This is a genomic window from Arenibaculum sp., from assembly GCF_035998295.1.
Lineage (GTDB): Bacteria > Pseudomonadota > Alphaproteobacteria > Azospirillales > Azospirillaceae > DASYHS01.
In genome coordinates, this window is the sequence record NZ_DASYHS010000047.1 from 1 (window position 1) to 20,648 (window position 20,648).

Genomic DNA, 20,648 nt, shown 5'->3' on the forward strand with positions numbered 1-20,648 from the left:
CCGCTGCACTTCCCCCCGCTCGTGATCACTCAGTTCCCGAAGCCGAACAACCATGACGCTGCTCCCAAGCACATGCGCATACCCCCTCAACAGCGCCGGGACACAACAATCTCTGACGATTTGCCGGATGCACCACTTAGACGGGAGTAAGTAAGCCATCTTTTTGACTTGGTCTCCCGAGGTGGAGGCGATACAGTTTAACATGGTATGCATCTAGCAAGAGGTACAGCTTGGCGCTTGCGGTGCTCCGCAACCCACACAACAGGCTTCATTCGCTGCAGGTTGGTATGCCCAGGTCGACCAGATTGCATTTCATTCTTTCAAATTCCCAACAGGTCTAATGACAACTTACGATGAATAGTGAATTTCCTGCAGAAATTGGCCAAGTCGTAGAGGCAGCAAACGTGAATGGCGCTGTTATCATGATGTTTGATAATAAAAATGATAAGTTGTTATATGCAAATGGGCGGGCAAAGGCTGTATATGGATTTGGTGACGATATACGCGATGAATCCTACGCGAAAAATTTTTGGAGATGTTTCGATCGCTTGCTACTTGATGATCCAATAGTGTATGAAAACCCAAGAAAATGGCTTGAAAATGCCATAAATTTCAGAACCAAAACGAGATTTGCTCAGTACGTAATTAGGCACTCAACAGGAAATGTTTATCTGGCGAGGCATCAGGTATTTCCCGGATATGGGATATTCTCATCTCGCCTTGATATCACGAACGAGTTCAGAGAAGGGTTTGGTAGGTTCTTTAGGAATGGCTCTGGAATGGACCATTTGGTCAAAAGTGCTTTTGAAATTTACCAACCAAGTAAACCAGAAATTGCAGTTGGAATTGTTTCGTTCAGTGGGGCAATAATTGATGCCGATCGATATTTTCTGGATATTCTTGAGCAAAACAACGGGCTTTTTCTCAAGGAAAAGAGAATTGCAACGAGCATAAAGAAAGATAATGAAACCCTCCATCGTGCAATTTACGAATATTCCATGAGAGTAGATCCGTGTTCAAGCTTGACCTTGAGAATATCTAAGAAAGATAGCGGATACATTTTTGTGAAAATCGGGATGATGTTCGCGAATTCTTTCCTTGATTGCGGAAAGATTCACGGAATTTGTGCTCTCAGTGTTATCGACCCCATGAAGGAAATCACATTGCCCTTTCCAGTACTTCAGCAGGCGTTTGATTTCACGGTTGCCGAGGCTCGTGTTGCCGTCCAGCTGGCCTCTGGGGCAACGCCAGAGGAAGTCGCCAAGAAAGGCAGTGTGTCCATCGGGACCATCCGAAATCAAATGAAATCAATATTCAAGAAGGCCTCAGTAAGCAAACGTTCGGATCTGGTGAGAGTGTTGGTCAACTTGTCAAAGCTCGTTGTCTACCCCTGACCTTTGATCTTTGCTGTGCGGCGGGAGCGCCATACGATTCCATGTCGACGAACCCAAAGGCGGTTTCAGGTGGTGTGTTTGAGAATCGTATGGCTCCTCGCGGCTTAGGTCACGCCTTCCACGGATGCTCATTGTCCCCGACAAGACACCACGAGAGGAAGAGCTGGGTGAAGATCCATTCCGACACTTGGCAAGACGCTCAGCCGGAACTGAAAGAAACTAGATGAGGTCAATGCCCAGGATGGCGCCGTAAACAGGGAAGTCGATCCTGTAAGAGTTGCAAGCGGCCTGTTCGACTTTAGCTGCACGCCCCTGGCCATCGAGAAATGCTCAGTGGCGCCGCTGCCCAAGGTTCGCCTCTAGGACGCTTGGGTCATCCGGCCGCGACTTCTCCGCCGCTTCCCGATAGTACATGACGGCCATCATCTCCAGGACTGACTTGAGCGGCTGCCCCGGGTACTTGTGCACCGCCTGGCTGACGAACTCGTCCATGGTCAGGGCTTCGCGTTCGCAGAGCTCGTCGAGGCCGTCCCATATCCGTCGGTCGAAGCGCAGCCGCTTCTTGACGCCGTGAACGCGGACCGTCCTGCTCTCGATAAACATGTTGTGCGCCATCCGGTCCGACTCCAAAGGTCCACAGCCTGCACGCATCGGCGCGCCGACGGCATCCACGCCCTATGGAGAGGATGCCGTCACTGCCCTTTGGAAAGCTTGCATGCAATTGATCCTTCGGCCAAGAGGGATCTGCATGCAGTGGTCGCCGGAAACGGAATGTGTTGTATGCCTGCATTAGTGGCGTAGTGGTGCCGGCATATCCCGGTAATATCGCGCCCTTCGCCCCCGGTCTCTCAGCCGCCCGAGCGGCGGGCCGCCAAATGGGCGGCGGCGAAGACGCGCAATCCGCTGACAAGGGACGTTCCCTTCGTCTGCTGCGCGGCGACCAGGTTCACGATCTCGTGGAGCGTCCGGCGCTCGCGCCGGCACATCTCCTCAAGCACTTTCCACATCACGGCTTCGAGACGAACCGTGACGTCCCGGTCGCCGACGCGGAAACGGCGTGTCTGCACGATCCGTCCCTCGTCCATTTCGTTGAGCATCCTCACGAGATGCGGGGGCACGTCGCTGTTCGCGGGGACGACCGGACCGGATGTTGGCCTGGGAGTACGCATCGGGATGCCTCTCGCGGTTTGAAGGGCGCTCGGTCGAGGCGAGCGCCGCCTCATTGATGCCGCGAGCCATCTTATCCGCGCATGTCCCATTTGGGATATAAGATGGGAGACATAGAACGTCGCGGGGCCGTCGATTCCGTTCTCTCGGACCGGAAAGACCCCCGTCCGGGCACGCAATTTCCATTCGCCCGGCCGTTGCCGGCCGGCGCGGAGATTACGGACGTAGTCCGGGGACGCGAAAAAGGGAGGAGGGGACGGCTACTTGCCCGCGACTCGGGACGATTCCGGAAGGGGAGGTGGATGCGGGTCCGGCGCCCGCGTCCTGCCTGTCCCGCTCACCCCGGTTCGTAGCCCTTGTCGCGCATGCACTTGTCGAAGAACGCCTCGCGGTAGCGGTATTGCGGCGTCTCCGGGCTCGGCTGGCGCGGGTAGCCGCGCAGCTGCATCCGCATGTCGACCTGCTCGTCGCATTCCGACAGCGCCGCGTCGCGCGCGGAGGTCGACGTCGCCGCCTCCCAGTCCGTGCCCGCGGGCGGGGCCGTGCCGCAGGACGCGGCCAGCATGGCCAGGACGGCGGCAACGCTCCGGTACCTCATCGCTCTGCGCTCCTTCTTCTCCGGGTCCGGCCTCTCCCTGACCCAGCCTCTCCCGGGCCCGGTCGCCTGCGTCAACCCTGGCATGCCGCCCCTCGGAGAGGGCGGGCGGTTGCGCGTGCCCGCCGTCGTGCTAAACGATCCCAGCCTAACAAAAGTGCGGCCAAACGCGAATTTCCGTCGCGGACTGGCCCGAGGTCCCTGAAACGGGTAGGATTCTTCGGCCCTCCGCGGCGGCGGAGTGACGAACGAGGAAACGATGGCCGATACCGACAAGCGCGTCACGGAAGAAGAAGCCCTCCTGCTCCATGCGGGCGGACGCCCCGGCAAGCTCGAGATCTCCCCGACCAAGCCGCTGACCACCCAGCGCGACCTGGCCCTGGCCTATTCCCCCGGCGTCGCCGTGCCCTGCCTCAGGATCCGCGACGATCCCTCCACGGCCTACGACTACACGGCCAAGGGCAACCTCGTCGCCGTGATCTCCAACGGCACCGCCGTGCTCGGCCTCGGCGACCTCGGCGCGCTGGCCTCCAAGCCGGTGATGGAGGGCAAGGCCGTCCTCTTCAAGCGCTTCGCCGACGTCGACGGCATCGACCTGGAGGTCGACACCTCCGACGTCGATGCGTTCGTGAACTGCGTGCGCTTCCTCGGCCCGTCCTTCGGCGGCATCAACCTCGAGGACATCAAGGCCCCGGACTGCTTCATCATCGAGCAGCGCCTGCGCGAGCTGATGGACATCCCGGTCTTCCACGACGACCAGCATGGCACCGCGATCATCGCGGCCGCCGGGCTGATCAACGCGGCCGACCTGACCGGGCGCCGGCTCTCCGACATCCGCATGGTCGTCAACGGCGCGGGCGCCGCCGCGATCGCCTGCGCCGAGCTGTTCAAGACCATGGGCGTGCCCCACGACAACATCGTCCTGTGCGACACCAAGGGCGTCATCTACCAGGGCCGCACCGAGCACATGAACCAGTGGAAGTCGGCCCACGCCGTGCGCACCGACGCCCGCACGCTCGCCGAGGCGATGGCCGGCGCCGACGTGTTCGTCGGCCTGTCGGTCAAGGGCGCCGTCACGCCCGAGATGGTCGGCGCCATGGCCGCCAAGCCGATCATCTTCGCGCTGGCCAACCCCGACCCGGAGATCACGCCCGAGGAGGTGCGCGCCGTGCGCGCCGACGCCATCGTCGCGACCGGGCGCTCGGACTACGCGAACCAGGTCAACAACGTCCTGGGCTTCCCCTACATCTTCCGCGGCGCCCTCGACGTGCGCGCCACCACCATCAACGAGGCGATGAAGGTCGCCGCCGCCCGCGCGCTGGCCGAGCTCGCCCGCGAGGACGTGCCCGACGAGGTCGACGCCGCCTATGCCGGGCGGCGGCTGCGCTACGGGCCGGAATACATCATCCCCGTGCCCTTCGACCCGCGCCTGATCGTCAAGATCCCGGCCGCCGTCGCCCAGGCCGCGATGGAGAGCGGCGTCGCCCGCAAGCCGATCGTCGACATGACGGCCTACCGCGACAGCCTGCGCTCGCGCCTCGACCCGACCGCCGACAGCCTCCAGCTGATCTTCGCCAAGGTGAAGGCCAACCCCAAGCGGGTCGTCTTCGCCGAGGGCGAGGAGGAACGCGCGATCCGCGCGGCCCTGGCGTTCCGCGCCGCCGGCTACGGCACGCCGGTGCTGGTCGGGCGCGAGGACGTCATCAAGACCCAGCTCCAGCAGCTCGGCCTGCACGCCGAGGATGCGCTGGAGATCCACAACGCCCGCCTGTCGGACGCGAACCGCCGCTACACCGACTTCCTCTACAAGCGCCTGCAGCGCCGCGGCGCGCTCCACCGCGACTGCCAGCGCATGGTCAACCAGGACCGCAACACCTTTGCCGCCTGCATGGTCGCCCAGGGCGACGCCGACGCGCTGGTGACCGGCCTGACCCGCTCCTTCTCCGTCTGCTACGAGGAGATCGGCCGCGCCATCAGCCCGCGCGCGGGCGAGCGCGTGTTCGGCCTCTCGATCGTCGTGACCCGCAACCGCACCGTCTTCATCGCCGACACCACCGTCCACGAGCTCCCCACGCCGGAGGAGCTGGTCGACATCGCCGTGCAGGCCGCCGCCAAGGCCCGCCAGATGGGCCACGAGCCGCGCGTGGCGCTGCTCTCCTACAGCAATTTCGGCCAGCCCATGCGCCAGCGCGCCCAGCACGTGCGCGACGCCGTCTCGCTGCTGGACGCGCGTCGGGTCGATTTCGAGTACGACGGCGAGATGTCGGCCGACGTCGCCCTCGACTACGACCTGATGAAGCGGCTCTATCCCTTCGCCCGCCTGTCGGGCGCCGCCAACGTCCTGGTGATGCCGGCGCTGCACGCCGCCAACATCAGCGCGAAGATGCTGCAGAAGATGGGCGGCGGGCAGCTCGTCGGGCCGCTCCTGATCGGCCTGGACGAGCCGGCCCAGGTCGTCCAGATGGGCGCCACCGTCTCCGACCTCGTGAACGCCGCGGTGCTCGCGGCCCACGACGCCCTGCAGTGGTGAGCGGGGAGTGACGCGGTAGGGGGCCGCACCCCGCCATGAAGCTGCTCCTGGCACTGGCCGCCCTGCTGCTGCCGACCGTGGGCGCGCTGCTGGCGCTCGCGGTCGAAGGGGAGGTCGCCATCCTCCCGGCCGCGGCGGGGGCCGCACTCGCCGTCGCCGGGGCCGTCGGCGTCGTCCGGGCGCATCGCGCCGAGCTGGCGCGCGCCGCCGCCTATGTGCGCCGCCTGGCCGAAGCCGAGCCCGCCGCTCCCGTCCCCGTCCCCGAGGGCGGCTCGCCCGAGGCCCGCAGCCTGAACGCGGCGCTCGCGCGCCTGCACCGCGCCTGGCGGCGGCGCCACGAGACGCTGGCCGCGCAGCTCGACGCCAGCGAGCGGATGCTGGACGCGCTCCACGACCCGTTCGTCCTGCTGGACGCGCGCCGCCGGGTCGTGCGCGCCAACCAGGCCGCGCGCGAGCTGTTCGGCGGCCGCCTGGCCGGGCGCGACCTCGCCGCGGGCCTGCGCAACCCCGACGTCCTGGCCGCGGTCGACGCCGTGCTCGCCGGCAAGGCGTCGCGCAACCTCGAATTCACCCTGCCGGTCCCGGTCGAGCGCGTCTTCCAGGCCCGGATCAAGCGGTTCCGCCCCGAGGCGCGCGACGCCGAGGACGTGCCCGAGACCAGCGTGATCCTGACCCTGCACGACATCACCGCGATCAAGCGGATGGAGCAGACCCGCGCCGACTTCGTCGCCAATGCCAGCCACGAGCTGCGCACGCCGCTCGCGACCCTGCTCGGCTTCGTCGAGACGCTGCGCGGCCCGGCGCGCGACGACCCCGAGGCGCGCGACCGTTTCCTGTCGATCATGCAGGACCAGGCCTCGCGCATGTCCCGCCTCGTCGACGACCTGCTGTCGCTCTCGCGCATCGAGATCGACGAGCACACGGCCCCGACCGGCGAGGCCGACCTGGCCGAGATCCTCGACGACGTCGTCGCGGGGCTGGAGATGAAGGCCGCCAAGCGGCGCATCCGCCTCCGGCTCGACCTGCCGCCCGGCCTGCCGCGGGTCGTCGGCGACGAGGACCAGCTCGCCCAGGTGTTCCAGAACCTGATCGAGAACGCGATCAAGTACGGGCGCGAGGGCACGGAGGTCACGATCGCGGCCAGCGGCGGCGCCCAGGCGTCCGGCCCGGGGCCCGCCGCCGGCTCGGCGCTCGCCAACGTCCCGACGCTCGCCAACGTCGCAGCGCTGCCGGCGGGGATGCGCCGCGCCGGCGCCATCGTCGCCGTCTCGGTCACCGACCGCGGCGAGGGCATCGCGCGCATCCACCTGCCCCGCCTGACCGAGCGCTTCTACCGCGCCGACGCGGCGCGCAGCCGGGCGATGGGGGGCACCGGCCTCGGCCTCGCCATCGTCAAGCACATCGTCAACCGCCACCGCGGCCGCCTCGCGATCGAGAGCGAGGTCGGCAAGGGCAGCACCTTCACGGTGCACCTGCCCGCGGCGGCCGCGGCGGACGCCGCCCGCGATGTCATCAAACCGTAACGCAACCGTAGTAATCGTATCACCGTCCGCCGCTACGGTCCTGCCGAACCGACGGTGATGGCACCGCGGAACTCGCGGGCTCGGCTGCCCGCTCGACAGGCTGAAGTTCGGAGGCATCGATCGTGAATACCAAGACCCTCGCCCTGGCCGCTACCGCCCTGGCCGCCACCTTCGCCGTTTCCGGCGCCGCGAACGCGCAGACCCGCGACCAGATCCGGATCGTCGGCTCCTCGACCGTGTTCCCCTTCACCAGCGCGGTCGCCGAGACCTTCGGGCGCGACGGGAAGTTCAAGACCCCGGTCGTCGAGTCGACCGGCACGGGCGGCGGCATGAAGCTGTTTTGCGGCGGCGTCGGCCTCGAGCACCCGGACGTGACCGGCGCGTCGCGCCGCATCAAGAAGTCGGAGCTCGAGAACTGCGCCGCGAACGGCGTCCAGGACGTCACCGAGATGAAGATCGGCTTCGACGGCATCGTCGTCGCCAACTCGAAGGACGCGCCGCAGGCCGGCTTCACGATCCCGCAGATCTGGCAGGCGCTGGCCAAGACCGTCCCGGTCGACGGCAAGCTGGTCGAGAACCCCTACAAGAACTGGTCCGACATCGATCCCTCGCTCCCCAACGTCGCGATAGAGGTCTACGGCCCGCCGCCGACGTCCGGCACCCGTGACGCCTTCGTCGAGCTGGTGATGGAAGTCGGCTGCGAGGAGTTCGCCGAGGTCGAGGCGCTCGGCAAGGACGAGAAGAAGGCGGTGTGCAGCCAGGTCCGCGAGGACGGCGGCTACGTCGAGGCCGGCGAGAACGACAACCTGATCGTCCAGAAGCTGACCTCCAACCCGAACGCCTTCGGCGTCTTCGGCTACAGCTTCCTCGACCAGAACGCCGACCGGCTGCAGGGCAGCACGGTGGGCGGCGTCGCGCCGGAATACGATGCGATCTCCTCGGGCGAGTATCCGGTGTCCCGGTCGCTTTACGTCTACGTGAAGAATGCCCATGTGGGCGCCGTCCCGGGCATCCGCGAGTTCGTCGCCGAGTACACCGCCGAGCGCGCCATGGGCGAGGACGGCTACCTTGCCGACAAGGGCCTGATCGCCCTGCCGGAAGAGGAGCGCGGCCAGGTCCGTACCCAGGCGAACAGCCTCACCCCGCTGACGATGTGATGCGGTCCCGGCCGGGCGGTCCTTCGGGCCGCCCGGCCACCCTCGAATTCCGGAGCGTCGAACCGTTCTCATGCCGAGTTCAGTCCTGATCGCCACCCTGCTGCTCCTGTCCGTCATCGGCTATCTGACCGGACGCAGGAGGGCCGTGGCGACGGCGGGGGGCTCCCTGTCGACGCTCCATTCGGTCCCGGGATATCACGGCGCCTATGTGGCGCTGTGGGCCGGGCTGCCGGCTCTGGTCGTCTTCGCGCTGTGGGTGGCGCTGGAAGGCACGATCGTCAACGGCCTCGTGCGCGCGTCGCTGCCGCCCGCGGCGACCGAGGGGCTGACGCAGCAGCAGATCTCGCTGCTGATGATCGACGTGCGCAACCTCGCCCACGGCACCGCGTTCCGCGAGGCGGACCCGGTGGTGCGCGCCGCGGCCGACCACTACCTCCATCTCCACTCCATCGGGGACTGGGCGCTCGCGGCGCTGATGCTGGCGCTGGCGGCGTTCGGCTTCGCCCATGCCCGCGCCCGCATCTCGCCCAGCCTGCGCGCGCGCAACCAGGTCGAGCGGGTGCTGACCCTGCTGCTGGTCCTGTGCTCGCTGGTCGCGATCCTGACCACGGTCGGGATCGTGATGTCGCTGCTGTTCGAATCGCTGCGCTTCTTCGCCCAGGTGTCCCCGGCCGAGTTCCTGTTCGGCCTGCACTGGAGCCCGCAGACCGCGATCCGCACCGACCAGGTCGCCTCCGAAGGGTCCTTCGGGGCCGTGCCGCTGTTCGTCGGCACGCTGCTGATCAGCGCCATCGCGATGGTGGTCGCGGTCCCGGTCGGGCTGATGTCGGCGATCTACATGTCCGAATACGCGCCGCCGCGCGTGCGCTCGACGGTGAAGCCGCTGCTGGAGATCCTGGCCGGCATCCCGACCGTCGTCTACGGCTTCTTCGCCGCGCTGACCATGGCGCCCTTCGTGCGCGACCTCGGCCAGTCGTTCGGCCTCTCCGTCAGTTCCGAATCGGCGCTGGCCGCCGGCGTCGTGATGGGGGTGATGATCATCCCCTTCGTGAGCTCGCTCGCCGACGACGTCATCAACGCGGTGCCGCAGTCGCTGCGCGACGGCGCCTACGGCCTCGGCGCCACCCGGTCCGAGACGATCCGCCAGGTGGTCCTGCCGGCGGCGCTGCCCGGCATCGTCGGCGGCGTGCTGCTCGCCGTCAGCCGCGCGATCGGCGAGACCATGATCGTGGTGATGGCCGCCGGCCTCGCCGCGAACCTGACCGCGAACCCGCTGGAAGCGGTCAGCACGGTGACGGTCCAGATCGCCACCCTGCTGGTCGGCGACCAGGAGTTCGACAGCGCCAAGACGCTGTCGGCCTTCGGCCTCGGCCTGGTCCTGTTCGTCTCGACCCTGTGCCTCAACGTCGTCGCCCTGCGGGTCGTCCAGAAGTATCGGGAAAAATATGACTGACTTCGCCGCGAACGACCGCCCGATGCCGGTCTACCAGTCCGACGCCTTCGCGCGGCGCCTGCGCCGCCGCTATGCCGCCGAGCGCCGCTTCCGCCTTTACGGCATCGCCGCGATCGGCGTCGCGCTGGGCATGCTGGCGATCCTGCTGGGCAGCATCGTCAGCAAGGGCTACACGGCCTTCTGGCAGCATGACGTGGTGCTCGAGATCAACTTCGACCCGCAGGAGATCGACCCCGCCGGCACCCGCGACCCGGCCGTGCTCGGCGGCGCCAACTACCAGGCGTTGGCGCGCGAAGCCCTGCGCGAGCGGTTTCCCGAGGTCGACAGCCGGTCCGACCGCCGTGCGCTCAACGACCTGCTGAGCGTCGGCGCCGCCTACGAACTGCGCTCCATGGTGCTGGAGAACCCGGACCTGATCGGGACCCGCCAGGCCGTGCGGCTGCCGCTGTCCGACGACGCGGACCAGCTCCTCAAGGGCAACATCCGGCGCGAGGTCGGCCAGACGGAGCGGCGCGTCGACGACCGGCAGATCGGCTGGATCGACGCGCTCGAGGCGGACGGGGCCGTCGTCTCCGGCTTCAACTGGCGCCTGATGGCCAACGGCGACTCGCGCGAGCCGGAGCTGGCAGGCATCTATGCCGCCGCGATCGGCTCGGCGCTGACCTTGATGATCACGCTGGCGATGGCCGTGCCCATCGGCGTGTCGGCGGCGGTGTACCTGGAGGAGTTCGCTCCCAAGAACCGCTGGACCGACCTGATCGAGGTCAACATCAACAACCTCGCGGCCGTGCCCTCGATCGTGTTCGGCCTGCTCGGCCTCGCGGTGTTCCTGAACCTGTTCGGGCTGCCGCGCTCGGCCCCGGTGGTCGGCGGCATCGTGCTGGCGCTGATGTCGCTGCCGACCATCATCATCACGACCCGCGCCGCGCTGAAGGCGGTGCCGCCCTCGATCCGGGAGGCGGCGCTCGGCATCGGCGCCTCGCGGCTCCAGGTCGTCGGCCACCACGTGCTGCCGCTGGCGATGCCGGGCGTCCTGACCGGCACGATCATCGCCATGGCCCAGGCGCTGGGCGAGACGGCGCCGCTGCTGATGATCGGCATGGTCGCCTTCATCGTCGACATCCCCGGCGGCTTCACGGATGCCGCCACCGTGCTGCCGGTCACCATCTTCATGTGGGCCGACAGCCCCGAGCGCGCGTTCGTCGAGCGGACCTCCGCGGCGATCATGGTGCTGCTGGCCTTCCTGATCGCGATGAACGCGCTCGCGATCATCCTCCGCAAGAAGTTCGAAAGGCGTTGGTAGCCCCCATGGCCGTCCAGACCCAGATGCAGTCCTCCCGCCCCGGGGCCTCCGAGCCGGCCGCGTCCCGCGCCGGGCTCAAGATGGACGCCCGCGACGTCAAGGTCTTCTACGGCTCCAAGCAGGCGCTGAGGGGGATCGACCTCTCGGTCGGCGAATGCCAGGTGACGGCGCTGATCGGGCCGTCGGGCTGCGGCAAGTCGACCTTCCTGCGCTGCCTCAACCGCATGAACGACACGATCGAGAACTGCCGCGTCGAAGGGCTGATCACGCTCGACGGGCAGGATGTCTACGACCGCTCGATCGACGTCGTCCAGCTCCGCGCGCGCGTCGGCATGGTGTTCCAGAAGCCGAACCCGTTCCCGAAGTCGATCTACGACAACGTCTCCTACGGGCCGCGCATCCACGGCCTCGCGGCCGGGCGCGACGAGATGGACGAGGTCGTCCAGAAGAGCCTCCAGCGCGCCGGGCTGTGGAACGAGGTGAAGGACCGGCTGCGCGAGCCGGGCACCGGCCTGTCGGGCGGCCAGCAGCAGCGGCTGTGCATCGCGCGCGCGATCGCGGTCAGCCCGGAGGTGATCCTGATGGACGAGCCCTGCTCGGCACTCGATCCCATCGCGACCGCCCATATCGAGGAGCTGATCGACGAGCTTCGCGAGAACTACACGATCGTGATCGTGACCCACAACATGCAGCAGGCCGCGCGCGTGTCCCAGCGCACCGCCTTCTTCCATCTCGGCGAGATGGTCGAGGTCGGCGACACCGAAGAGATTTTCACCAACCCGCGCGACGAGCGCACCCAGGGCTACATCACCGGCCGCTACGGCTGATCCCGGCCCCCGGGCCGACCCCGGGCCAACACCTCAAGCGGGCGACGCAATGACCAGCGAACACATCGTCAAGTCCTTCGCGCAGGAGCTGCGGCGCCTGTCGAACCTCGTCACCCAGATGGGCGGCGTCGCCGAGGCCCAGGTGGAGGCGTCGATCCAGGCGGTGATGCGCCGCGACGCGGAGCTCGCGGGCCAGGTGATGCGCTCCGACCACCAGGTCGACGAGTACGAGCGCGAGATCGACGCCGAGACGCTGCGCCTGCTGGCCTTGCGCCAGCCCATGGCGTCGGACCTGCGCGAGATCGTCTCGGCCCTGCGGATCGCCGCCGACATCGAGCGCATCGGCGACTACGCCGCCAACATCGCCAAGCGCTCGATCGCGCTGGCGCAGGTGCCGGCCGTCCGCCCGGCCGCCGGCATCCCGCGCATGGGCCGGCTCGTCCAGGAGATCATGAAGGAGGTCCTGGACAGCTACATCGACCGCGACGTCGAGAAGGCGGTCGCGGCGCGCCGGCGCGACGAGGAGCTGGACGACCTGTACACCAGCATGTTCCGCGAGGTCCTGACCTACATGATGGAGGACCCGCGCAACATCACGCCCTGCACCCATCTGCTGTTCATCGCGAAGAACCTCGAGCGGATCGGCGACCATGCGACAAACATCGCCGAGACGATCCATTTCCTGGTCGTCGGCCAGCCCCTGACGGGCGACCGGCCGAAGGCCGACACCAGCTACGCCGTCACGGCGCCGGCCGGCGAGGACGCGCAATGAGCGAGCTTGCGGAAAGACGGCCCATGGACGACCGGCGCTCGAACACCGCGCTGAAGCCGCTGGTCCTCCTCGTCGAGGACGAGGCGGACCTCGTGACGCTGCTGCGCTACAACCTCGAGAAGGAAGGCTTCCGCACCCTGGTCGCCGGCGACGGCGAGGAGGGGATCCTGCTCGCGACCGAGCAGGCGCCGAACCTGATCCTGCTGGACTGGATGCTGCCGCTGACTTCCGGGATCGAGGTGTGCCGCCAGCTCCGGCGCAACGCGAAGACGCGCGACATCCCGATCATCATGCTGACCGCGCGCGGCGAGGAGGCGGACCGGGTGCGCGGGCTGAACTCCGGCGCCGACGACTACGTCGCGAAGCCGTTCTCGCCGACCGAGCTGGTCGCGCGCATGCGCGCCGTGCTGCGCCGCGCCACTCCCGGCCTCTCGGACGAGCTGCTGCGCTTCGGCGACATCGAGATGGACCTCGCCGCCCACCGCGTCCGCCGCAACGGCCGCGACGTCCATCTGGGGCCGACCGAGTTCCGGCTGCTGCGCCACTTCATGCAGCATCCCGGCCGCGTCTTCTCGCGCGAGCAGCTGCTGGACCTGGTCTGGGGACACGACGTCTATGTCGAGCTGCGCACGGTCGACGTCCATATCCGGCGCTTGCGCAAGGCGCTGAACGAGGACACCGAGACCGACCTGATCCGTACGGTCCGCTCGGCAGGCTACGCCCTCGACCTGAAGACGGGGTGATCGGCGGTGCATGGCTTGCACATCCCATCCGGCGGATGTAATCCTATTGTGTGCAAATACCCCTCCGTCCTGATGCATGCCGTCCCGTCTTCGCACCAGTCGAACCCAGTCAGTCGGCTTTCCTGAGAGCCTGGGGGACCTCGTTTCCCATAGGTGAACACATCTACACGATGCGCTTCGAACTGGCTGACGCGGCCGATCTCGGATTGGACGGCTTTTTCGAGGAGCAGCGGCTGAGATCCTCCGCGGACAATGCCGCACATTTCGTAAAATTCGACAACGCGATCAACGAGTTGGACGTCGGTTCAGAGTTTAGGCGTCTTGCGAAGGATGAGCGTTTGTCGACTGGAGAAATCCGCCTGCTCGCCGACCGTCTTGCGGAGGGTATTAGAAGTTTCTGCAACGATTCAGCCGTCGGAACGATTATAGGAGTGCCCAATGATGCGGCACTGGCGCGTTGGTACGCGCGTTTGTGCTCTGCTGCATCAATGACGGACTACTTGATCGGAATGCGTGAGACGCGCTACCATACCCGGAATGTTCTAGTTATTCACAGGCTATGAGTTATGGGCGTCAACTCGCGTTTCAGCGACTCGCCAAGTGAGCTTACGGATCGCATCACGCGAGCCAGGGAAGATCATGAGACGGCCTTGCGGGAGCGGGTTCGTCGAGGCGAGCTTACGCTGGAGACCTACCTTACTAAGCATAAGGGCTTCACGCCCGAGCATGCCGCCGCCATGACCTCGCGCTTCAGGAAAGCAATCGGGGTCCGGTAGACTGCCGGCCGAAACGCCGCCTGTTCAAACGAAAAGCAGCCGTCCCGGCGTCTCGTTCAGCAGCGTGACGACGCCCGCGCGCACCATTGGCACGTCCTCGCGCAGCTTCGCGTCCTCCATCCCCGCAGCGCGCAGCGCCATCTCGCACACGACGATCCGCACGCCCAGCGCGACGCACGCCTCCAGCAGTTCCTCGAAGCCACCGATCCCGCGGGCGGCGAAGCCGGCGTCGCGCTCGGCCGGGGACGCGCCGTCGTCCGCGGGGTCGAGGCGGTGCCAGCCCGGCCGGCCGGCGTCGTCGGGAGCCGCCAGCGCCGCGACGGCGCGGCCGGTGAAGAACAAGGTGGCCTCGCGGTTGGTCGCGGCCGCGGCACTCGCCATCACCAGCGCGTAATGGACGCGGTCGAAGCCGCCGGAGAAGACGACGAGGCCGAGCCCTTCCGCCGCTGCCGCGCTCACGGCCGGGCTCCCGTCTCGTGGTGGCTCAGGTCCCGGTAGCGCGGCCGGGTGCCGCATAGCGGGCAGTCGGGATCGCGCGGCAGGCGCACCGTGCGGAACGCGACGTCGAGCGCATCGACCATCAGCAGCCGGCCGGACAGGCCGGTGCCGATGCCGAGGATCTCCTTCAGCACCTCGGTCGCCTGCAGGCAGCCGATCGTGCCCGCGAGCGCACCGAGCACGCCGGCCTCCGAGCACGAGGGGATCAGGCCGCGCGGCGGCGGTTCCGGATACAGGCAGCGGTAGCAGGGATGGGGCGCTCCGAGATGCGCCTTGAAGGTCGAGAGCTGCCCGTCGAAGCGCAGCAGCGCCGCCGACACCAGCGTCCGCCCCGCGAGGAAGCACGCGTCGTTGAGCAGGAAGCGGGTCGCGAAGTTGTCGGTGCCGTCGGCGACGACGTCGAAGCTTGAGACCAGGTCCAGCGCGTTGGCCGGGGTCAGGCGTTCGGCGAAGGCCGATACCCTGACGTCCGGGTTGAGCGCGCGGATGCGCTCGGCCGCGCTGTCCACCTTCGGCCGGCCGAGCCCGCCCGTGTCGTGGATCACCTGGCGCTGGAGGTTGGACAGGTCCACCGTGTCATGATCGACAACGCCGAGCGTGCCCACCCCGGCCGCGGCCAGGTACATCAGCAGCGGCGCGCCGAGGCCGCCGGCCCCCACGACCAGCACGCGCGCCTCCAGCAGGCGGCGCTGGCCGGTGCCGCCCACCTCGGGCAGCAGGATGTGGCGCGCATAGCGCTCGATCTCGGTCTCGGTGAAGTCCATGGCCCGCAGGTTAGCACGCGCCGGCCCCTGCGCAATGCGTCGCGGCGACGGCTGTTGGGGCCTGCATACCGACCGGTACCGACTGAAAGCGACCGAAAGGGAAAGGAAGCCCGATGAGCATCCGAGCGATGATCGCGACCCATCCCGACGTGAAGGGCAGCGTCAACGAGGCGCTGGTCCGCTGCATCGAGGAATGCGCCGCCTGCGCCCTGACCTGCCTGTCCTGCGCGGACGCGTGCCTGGCGGAGGAGGGGGTCGAGCGGCTGCGCCAGTGCATCCGGCTCAATCTCGACTGCGCGGATGTCTGCGACGCGACGGGGAAGGTGGCGCTGCGGCGCACTGGCTCCAACGAGGAGGTGATCCGCCGCATGCTGGCCGCGTGCGAGACGTCCTGCCGCCTGTGCGCCGAGGAATGCGAGCGTCATGCCGGCATGCACGACCACTGCCGGGTCTGCGCCGAGGCCTGCCGCCGGTGCGAGCAGGCCTGCCGCACGGCGCTGGCGAGCATGGCGGCCTGACGAGGCCGCCGTTCCCTCTCCCGCGCAGCGCCGGAGAGCCGGCGGGAGAGGGGAGCCGCGGGTCAGTCCAGCCCTTCGAACAGGGCGGTCGAGAGATAGCGCTCGGCGAAGCTCGGCAGGACCGCGACGATCAGCTTGCCCTTCATCTCCGGGCGGGCGCCGACCTCGAGGGCCGCCGCGAGGGCGGCACCCGACGAGATGCCGATCGGCAGGCCTTCCAGGCGCGCCGCCGCCCGCGCGGTCTCGAACGCGCGCTGGTTGGAGATGCGCACCACCTCGTCGATCAGCTTCGTGTCGAGGATGTCGGGAACGAAGCCGGCGCCGATCCCCTGGATCTTGTGCGGGCCGGGGATGCCGCCCGACAGGACGGGGCTGTCCTCGGGCTCGACCGCGATCGCCCGGAACTCGGGCTTGCGCGCCTTGATCACCTCCGCGACGCCGGTCAGGGTGCCGCCGGTGCCGACGCCGCTGATCAGCACGTCGGCGCGGCCGGCCGTGTCGCGCCAGATCTCCTCGGCCGTGGTCCGGCGGTGGATCTCGGGGTTCGCGGGGTTCTTGAACTGCTGCAGCATGTAGGCGTCGGGCTCGGAGGCGAGCAGCTCCTCCGCCTTGCGGATCGCGCCCTTCATGCCTTCCGGGGCCGGGGTCAGCACCAGTTCCGCGCCCAGCAGCTTCAGCATCTTGCGCCGTTCCATCGACATGCTCTCGGGCATGGTCAGGACCAGGCGGTAGCCCTTGGCGGCGGCGACGAAGGCGAGCGCGATTCCGGTATTGCCGGAGGTCGGCTCGATCAGGGTCGTGCGGCCGGGCGCGATGCGGCCTTCGGACTCGGCCGCCTCGATCATCGCGAAGCCGATGCGGTCCTTCACGCTCGAAAGCGGGTTGAAGAACTCGCATTTGCCGACGATCTCGGCCTCGACGCCGTGTTCGGCGGCGAGCCGGCGGACGCGGACCAGGGGCGTCGCTCCGATCGTGTCCAGGATGCCATCGTAGATCTTGCCGCGGAACTCGGCCTGGGACTCGGCCATGATGTCACTCCATCGAAGCGTCTGGTGGTCGGTGTTCAGATCGTGAAATCGATCCGCGCCTGGGACTCGCTCTCGATCCCGGCGCGGTTCGCCTGGAGGCACAGGTCCTCGATCGTGGTCCGGTCGAGCCTGGCCATGCACTCCTCCTGCAGCTCCATCCACATCGGCCGGACGACCTTGTGGCCGAGCACGGAGCCGGTCGGCTCCTCGAACGGGTCGGACGCCGTCTCCATGCTGCGCACGACGCGGACGATCTCGCCGACGCTGATGCGGCGGCGCTCGCGGGCGAGGCGGTAGCCGCCGCGCGGCCCCCGCACGCCCGAGAGGATGCCTTCGCGCACGAGTTGCTGGAGCACCTGCTCCAGGTAGCGCTTGGGGATGCCCTGCCTGCGCGTGATCTCGCCGCTCTGCACCGGCTCGCTGCCGGAGTTGTAGGCGATGTCCAGCACGGCTTCGATGGCAAACATCAGCTTCTTAGAAACACGCAGCATCGGTGTCGTATCGGCCGGTTTCCGGTGAATTCACATCTTATGCCGGGGGAAATGGGGGCGATAGATCCTATTTCCCAGTCCCGTACTGCCGATTTCTACAGCGCCGCCCAGCCTCAGGTCGTGAAATGCAGCGCGATCCGCTCGGCGAGCCTGGCCGCCACCTCGTCCTTGCCGGCCCTCGGCCAGGATTCGACGTCGTTCCCGTCCCGGGTCAGCAGGTGCACGGCGTTGCTGTCGCCGCCGAAGACGCCGCTGCCCGGCGACACGTCGTTGGCGAGGATCCAGTCGCAGCCCTTTCGCCGCAGCTTGGCGCCGGCATGCTCGAGGACGCGCTCGGTCTCGGCGGCGAAGCCGACCACGAGGCGCGGGCGCACCGGCCCGGGCCGCGACAGGGTCGCCAGGATGTCGGGGTTCTCGGCCAGGACGAGGCGGGGCGGGCCGCCGCCCTCCTTCTTCAGCTTCTGGCCGGCCGCCTCGAACCGCCAGTCGGCGACCGCGGCGGCGCAGACCGCGACGTCGGCCGGCAGCGCCGCCTCGCAGGCCGCCAGCATCTCGCGCGCCGTCTCGACCCGCAGCACCGCCGCACCGGCGGGGTCGGGCTCGTGCGTCGGGCCGGAGACCAGCGTTACCCGGGCGCCCAGGCGGGCCAGCGCCGCCGCGACGGCATGGCCCTGCTTGCCCGAGCTGCGGTTGGCGATGTAGCGCACGGGGTCGATCGGCTCGTGGGTGGGGCCGCTCGTCACCAGCGCGTGCAGCCCGGCCAGCGGGCGCGGCGGCGCCTGCTCCGCGAAGAACGCGGCGATCGCGGCGACGATCGCCATCGGCTCGCTCATGCGGCCGGCGCCGACCTCCCCGCAGGCCATGTCCCCGCTGTCCGGGCCGACCCGGCGCACCCCGCGCGCCTCCAGGGTCGTGACGTTGGCGCGGGTCGCGGGATGGACCCACATCATCACGTTCATCGCAGGTGCTACCAGGACCGCCTTGTCGGTGGCGAGCAGCGCCGTCGTCGCGAGGTCGTCGGCGAGGCCGGCCGCCATCTTCGCGAGGATGTCGGCGCTGGCCGGCGCCACGACGACGAGGTCGGCCTCGCGCGAGAGGCGGATATGCCCCATCTCCGCCTCGTCGGTCAGCGACCACAGGTCGGTGAACACCTTCTCCTCGGAGAGCGCCGATACCGACAGCGGCGTCACGAACTTGCTGCCGCCCGCGGTCAGGACGCAGCGCACCCGGCAGCCGCGCTCCTTCAGCCGGCGGATCAGCTCCAGGCTCTTGTAGGCCGCGATCCCGCCCGAGATGATCAGCAGGATGCGCTTGCCGTCGAGAAGTGCGAGGTCGCTCACGGGATCGGTCCCTGTCGGTTCGGCGTGGGTCCCGGGTCCATCTATCGCATGTCGCGCGGCCGCTGTCAGGCCCCTCCCGGCCCGGTGCGGTTTTCGGCACCGCCTCTCGACGGCGGGTCGAGCGGGAAGGCCAGCACGAACACCGTGCCGCCGTCGTTCCGGAACTCGTGGCGCCCGCCGATCTGCTGCGCCAGCGCGCGGATGAGGCGGCTGCCCATCCCGCTCGTCCATTCCGGGGAATGGCCTATGCCGTCGTCCCGGACCCGCAGGACCGCCCGATCCGCCTCCGCCGTCTCGTTCCGGAGGCTCACCTCGATCAGGCCGGCGCGGCCGTCGGGAAACGCATGCTTGAACGCGTTCGAGACCACCTCGTTGACGATGAGGCCCAGCGGCAGCGCCTGGTCGGGGCTGACCATCACGGGAGAGAGCGCGCACGAGACCTCGACCTCGGAGCCGTAGGCGCCGCGCAGGGCCTCGACCAGCGTGCGGACGTAGTCGGACGCGTCGAGCCGGTCGAAGCGGTCGGAGCGGTAGACATGCTCGTGCATGGCCGCCATCGCCGTGATTCGGCGCATCAGCTCCTGCTTCGGCTCGGCCGGCCCGGGCTGCAGCCGGACGAGGGCCGCGACGGTCTGCAGGTTGTTCTTCACGCGGTGGTGGATCTCCCGGAACAGGGTCCGGTTATCTTCGAGGGCGCCGGCGAGCGCGTGGCGCGCCTGCTCCTCCCGGTGCAGCAGCCGCACCACCCACAGCGACACCAGCAGCAGGGCGAGCCCGACCGGCGCCGCCACGAGCGCGATTTCGTTCGTGCGGCGGAACAGGTTGTCGGCCAGGCTGCTGGCGGGCACGCCGACGACGGTCACCAGGGGCAGGCCCTCGACGCGGCGGTATCCGACGATCCGGCTCACCCCGTCCGCCGGAGAGGCCGCGGCCTCGTAGAAGCCTTCCGGGGCGGCCGGAAGGTACCGGGTGAACAGGACGTAGTCGGCCAGGTTGAGCGTCCGCTCCGGGATCGGGTAGCGCGTCACGAGCCACCCGTCGTCGCGGAGCAGGCCGACCGTGGAGCCCGGGCCGAGGTCCATCGAGGCCCAGAACTGCGCCATGAGGTCGGCGGGCACGTAGACGACGACCGCGCCGAGGAACCGCCCCTCCCTCTCGATTCTGTAGCCGATCGGGAACACCTTGCGGCCGGTGACGCGGCCGGTCAGCAGCGGCCCGATGTGCCATTCCGCGCCCGCCTTCAGCGCCTGGAAGTAGTCGCGCTGCGCGACGTTCGCCTGTATGCCGGCCGCCTCGTTGCTGAGCATCGAATCGCCGTCGGCGTCGAACACCCAGATGGGGACCGCGCCCGGCAGCGCCGCGACGGCCTCGTTGAGGTCCTTCACGGTGGAGGCGGCGAAGAGGTCCGGCCTGCCGGCCATGGACTCTGCCACCCGCCGCAGCGCCTGGAGATTGGCTTCGACGAGCCAGCGGACATGCGTCGAGGCGGTATAGGCCGCGCTGACCGCCCTTCCCTCGACGGCGCGCCGCGCGTCGCGCTGGGCCTGCCAGACGGAAACGCCCGCCAGCAGCAGCACGAGCGCCAGGAGCAGGCCGATCAGGGCGAACGCCGAGACGGTCGCGCGGCTCACCGGCCGTGCTTCCGGCGTGGGCTCCTTCCCGGGGTCAACTGCGCTCAACGGCCGCTCCCAAGCTCTGATCCGCTCACTCGGGGGCGTCCGGAACCCGGGGGCCCTCCCTTTCGCTCTGCTCCATCCTCATAGCACGGA

The 20,648-nt window shown here is 68.1% G+C and carries 20 protein-coding genes; 11 read left to right on the plus strand and 9 right to left on the minus strand.

Features of this window, described 5'->3' with window-relative positions:
• Positions 1-353 precede the first annotated feature (353 nt).
• Positions 354-1,394 (plus strand): helix-turn-helix transcriptional regulator, encoded by a 1,041-nt coding sequence (locus VGO20_RS04860; protein ID WP_327501170.1) that lies wholly within the window; start codon positions 354-356, stop codon positions 1,392-1,394.
• A 330-nt stretch (positions 1,395-1,724) separates the two neighbouring features.
• Here the strand turns inward: VGO20_RS04860 and VGO20_RS04865 are convergent, their stop codons facing one another.
• The 3 genes from VGO20_RS04865 to VGO20_RS04875 form a co-directional block, all read right to left on the minus strand.
• Entirely contained in the window at positions 1,725-2,009 is a 285-nt protein-coding gene (locus tag VGO20_RS04865; protein WP_327501171.1) for a ribbon-helix-helix domain-containing protein, read from the minus strand.
• Between the two features lie 233 nt (positions 2,010-2,242).
• Complete coding sequence (locus tag VGO20_RS04870; RefSeq protein ID WP_327501172.1) at positions 2,243-2,461, minus strand: ribbon-helix-helix domain-containing protein; 219 nt, start codon at positions 2,459-2,461, stop codon at positions 2,243-2,245.
• Positions 2,462-2,898: 437 nt separating this feature from the next.
• Positions 2,899-3,159: a hypothetical protein gene (locus VGO20_RS04875; protein ID WP_327501173.1), complete on the minus strand. Its 261-nt coding sequence runs from the start codon at positions 3,157-3,159 to the stop codon at positions 2,899-2,901.
• A gap of 256 nt (positions 3,160-3,415) precedes the next feature.
• Between VGO20_RS04875 and VGO20_RS04880 the strand changes: the two genes are divergently transcribed.
• The 9 genes from VGO20_RS04880 to VGO20_RS04920 all read left to right on the plus strand — a co-directional run bounded on the left by VGO20_RS04880 (position 3,416) and on the right by VGO20_RS04920 (position 14,027).
• Complete coding sequence (locus VGO20_RS04880; RefSeq protein ID WP_327501174.1) at positions 3,416-5,686, plus strand: NADP-dependent malic enzyme; 2,271 nt, start codon at positions 3,416-3,418, stop codon at positions 5,684-5,686.
• A gap of 35 nt (positions 5,687-5,721) precedes the next feature.
• Positions 5,722-7,209 (plus strand): ATP-binding protein, encoded by a 1,488-nt coding sequence (locus VGO20_RS04885; RefSeq protein WP_327501175.1) that lies wholly within the window; start codon positions 5,722-5,724, stop codon positions 7,207-7,209.
• A gap of 122 nt (positions 7,210-7,331) precedes the next feature.
• Positions 7,332-8,366, plus strand: a complete 1,035-nt coding sequence (locus VGO20_RS04890; protein ID WP_327501176.1) for a PstS family phosphate ABC transporter substrate-binding protein — start codon at positions 7,332-7,334, stop codon at positions 8,364-8,366.
• A gap of 70 nt (positions 8,367-8,436) precedes the next feature.
• Positions 8,437-9,819, plus strand: coding sequence for a phosphate ABC transporter permease subunit PstC (gene pstC, locus VGO20_RS04895; RefSeq protein ID WP_327501177.1), 1,383 nt, complete (start codon positions 8,437-8,439; stop codon positions 9,817-9,819).
• Positions 9,812-11,122: a phosphate ABC transporter permease PstA gene (gene pstA, locus VGO20_RS04900; protein WP_327501178.1), complete on the plus strand. Its 1,311-nt coding sequence runs from the start codon at positions 9,812-9,814 to the stop codon at positions 11,120-11,122. Before pstC ends, pstA begins: the two co-directional genes overlap by 8 nt.
• 5 nt (positions 11,123-11,127) lie before the next feature.
• A complete protein-coding gene (gene pstB, locus VGO20_RS04905; protein ID WP_414639775.1) occupies positions 11,128-11,949 on the plus strand; it encodes a phosphate ABC transporter ATP-binding protein PstB in 822 nt (273 codons plus the stop codon).
• Between the two features lie 49 nt (positions 11,950-11,998).
• Positions 11,999-12,721, plus strand: a complete 723-nt coding sequence (phoU, locus tag VGO20_RS04910) for a phosphate signaling complex protein PhoU (protein WP_327501179.1) — start codon at positions 11,999-12,001, stop codon at positions 12,719-12,721.
• 23 nt (positions 12,722-12,744) lie between these two features.
• A complete protein-coding gene (gene phoB, locus VGO20_RS04915) occupies positions 12,745-13,464 on the plus strand; it encodes a phosphate regulon transcriptional regulator PhoB (protein WP_327501180.1) in 720 nt (239 codons plus the stop codon).
• Between the two features lie 170 nt (positions 13,465-13,634).
• Positions 13,635-14,027: a hypothetical protein gene (locus tag VGO20_RS04920; RefSeq protein ID WP_327501181.1), complete on the plus strand. Its 393-nt coding sequence runs from the start codon at positions 13,635-13,637 to the stop codon at positions 14,025-14,027.
• A gap of 237 nt (positions 14,028-14,264) precedes the next feature.
• Here the strand turns inward: VGO20_RS04920 and VGO20_RS04925 are convergent, their stop codons facing one another.
• Together VGO20_RS04925 and VGO20_RS04930 are read right to left on the minus strand one after the other, a co-directional pair.
• On the minus strand, positions 14,265-14,699 hold the full coding sequence (locus tag VGO20_RS04925; RefSeq protein ID WP_327501182.1) for a DsrE family protein: 435 nt from the start codon (positions 14,697-14,699) through the stop codon (positions 14,265-14,267).
• A complete protein-coding gene (locus tag VGO20_RS04930) occupies positions 14,696-15,502 on the minus strand; it encodes a HesA/MoeB/ThiF family protein (RefSeq protein WP_327501183.1) in 807 nt (268 codons plus the stop codon). The genes VGO20_RS04925 and VGO20_RS04930 overlap by 4 nt, the downstream gene beginning before the upstream one ends.
• A 113-nt stretch (positions 15,503-15,615) precedes the next feature.
• On the opposite strand from VGO20_RS04930, the gene VGO20_RS04935 reads away from it, so the two are divergent.
• The gene (locus tag VGO20_RS04935) at positions 15,616-16,020 is read left to right on the plus strand and encodes a four-helix bundle copper-binding protein (protein WP_327501184.1); all 405 of its coding nucleotides are present in this window, start codon (positions 15,616-15,618) and stop codon (positions 16,018-16,020) included.
• 62 nt (positions 16,021-16,082) lie between these two features.
• Here VGO20_RS04935 and cysK read toward each other — a convergent pair whose 3' ends face one another.
• The 4 genes from cysK to VGO20_RS04955 all read right to left on the minus strand — a co-directional run bounded on the left by cysK (position 16,083) and on the right by VGO20_RS04955 (position 20,510).
• A complete protein-coding gene (gene cysK, locus VGO20_RS04940) occupies positions 16,083-17,048 on the minus strand; it encodes a cysteine synthase A (protein ID WP_327501185.1) in 966 nt (321 codons plus the stop codon).
• Between the two features lie 35 nt (positions 17,049-17,083).
• Positions 17,084-17,539, minus strand: coding sequence for an RrF2 family transcriptional regulator (locus VGO20_RS04945; protein ID WP_327501186.1), 456 nt, complete (start codon positions 17,537-17,539; stop codon positions 17,084-17,086).
• 113 nt (positions 17,540-17,652) lie between these two features.
• Positions 17,653-18,879 (minus strand): bifunctional phosphopantothenoylcysteine decarboxylase/phosphopantothenate--cysteine ligase CoaBC, encoded by a 1,227-nt coding sequence (coaBC, locus tag VGO20_RS04950; protein WP_327501187.1) that lies wholly within the window; start codon positions 18,877-18,879, stop codon positions 17,653-17,655.
• 65 nt (positions 18,880-18,944) lie between these two features.
• Positions 18,945-20,510, minus strand: a complete 1,566-nt coding sequence (locus VGO20_RS04955) for a sensor histidine kinase (protein ID WP_327501188.1) — start codon at positions 20,508-20,510, stop codon at positions 18,945-18,947.
• Positions 20,511-20,648: the final 138 nt, after the last annotated feature.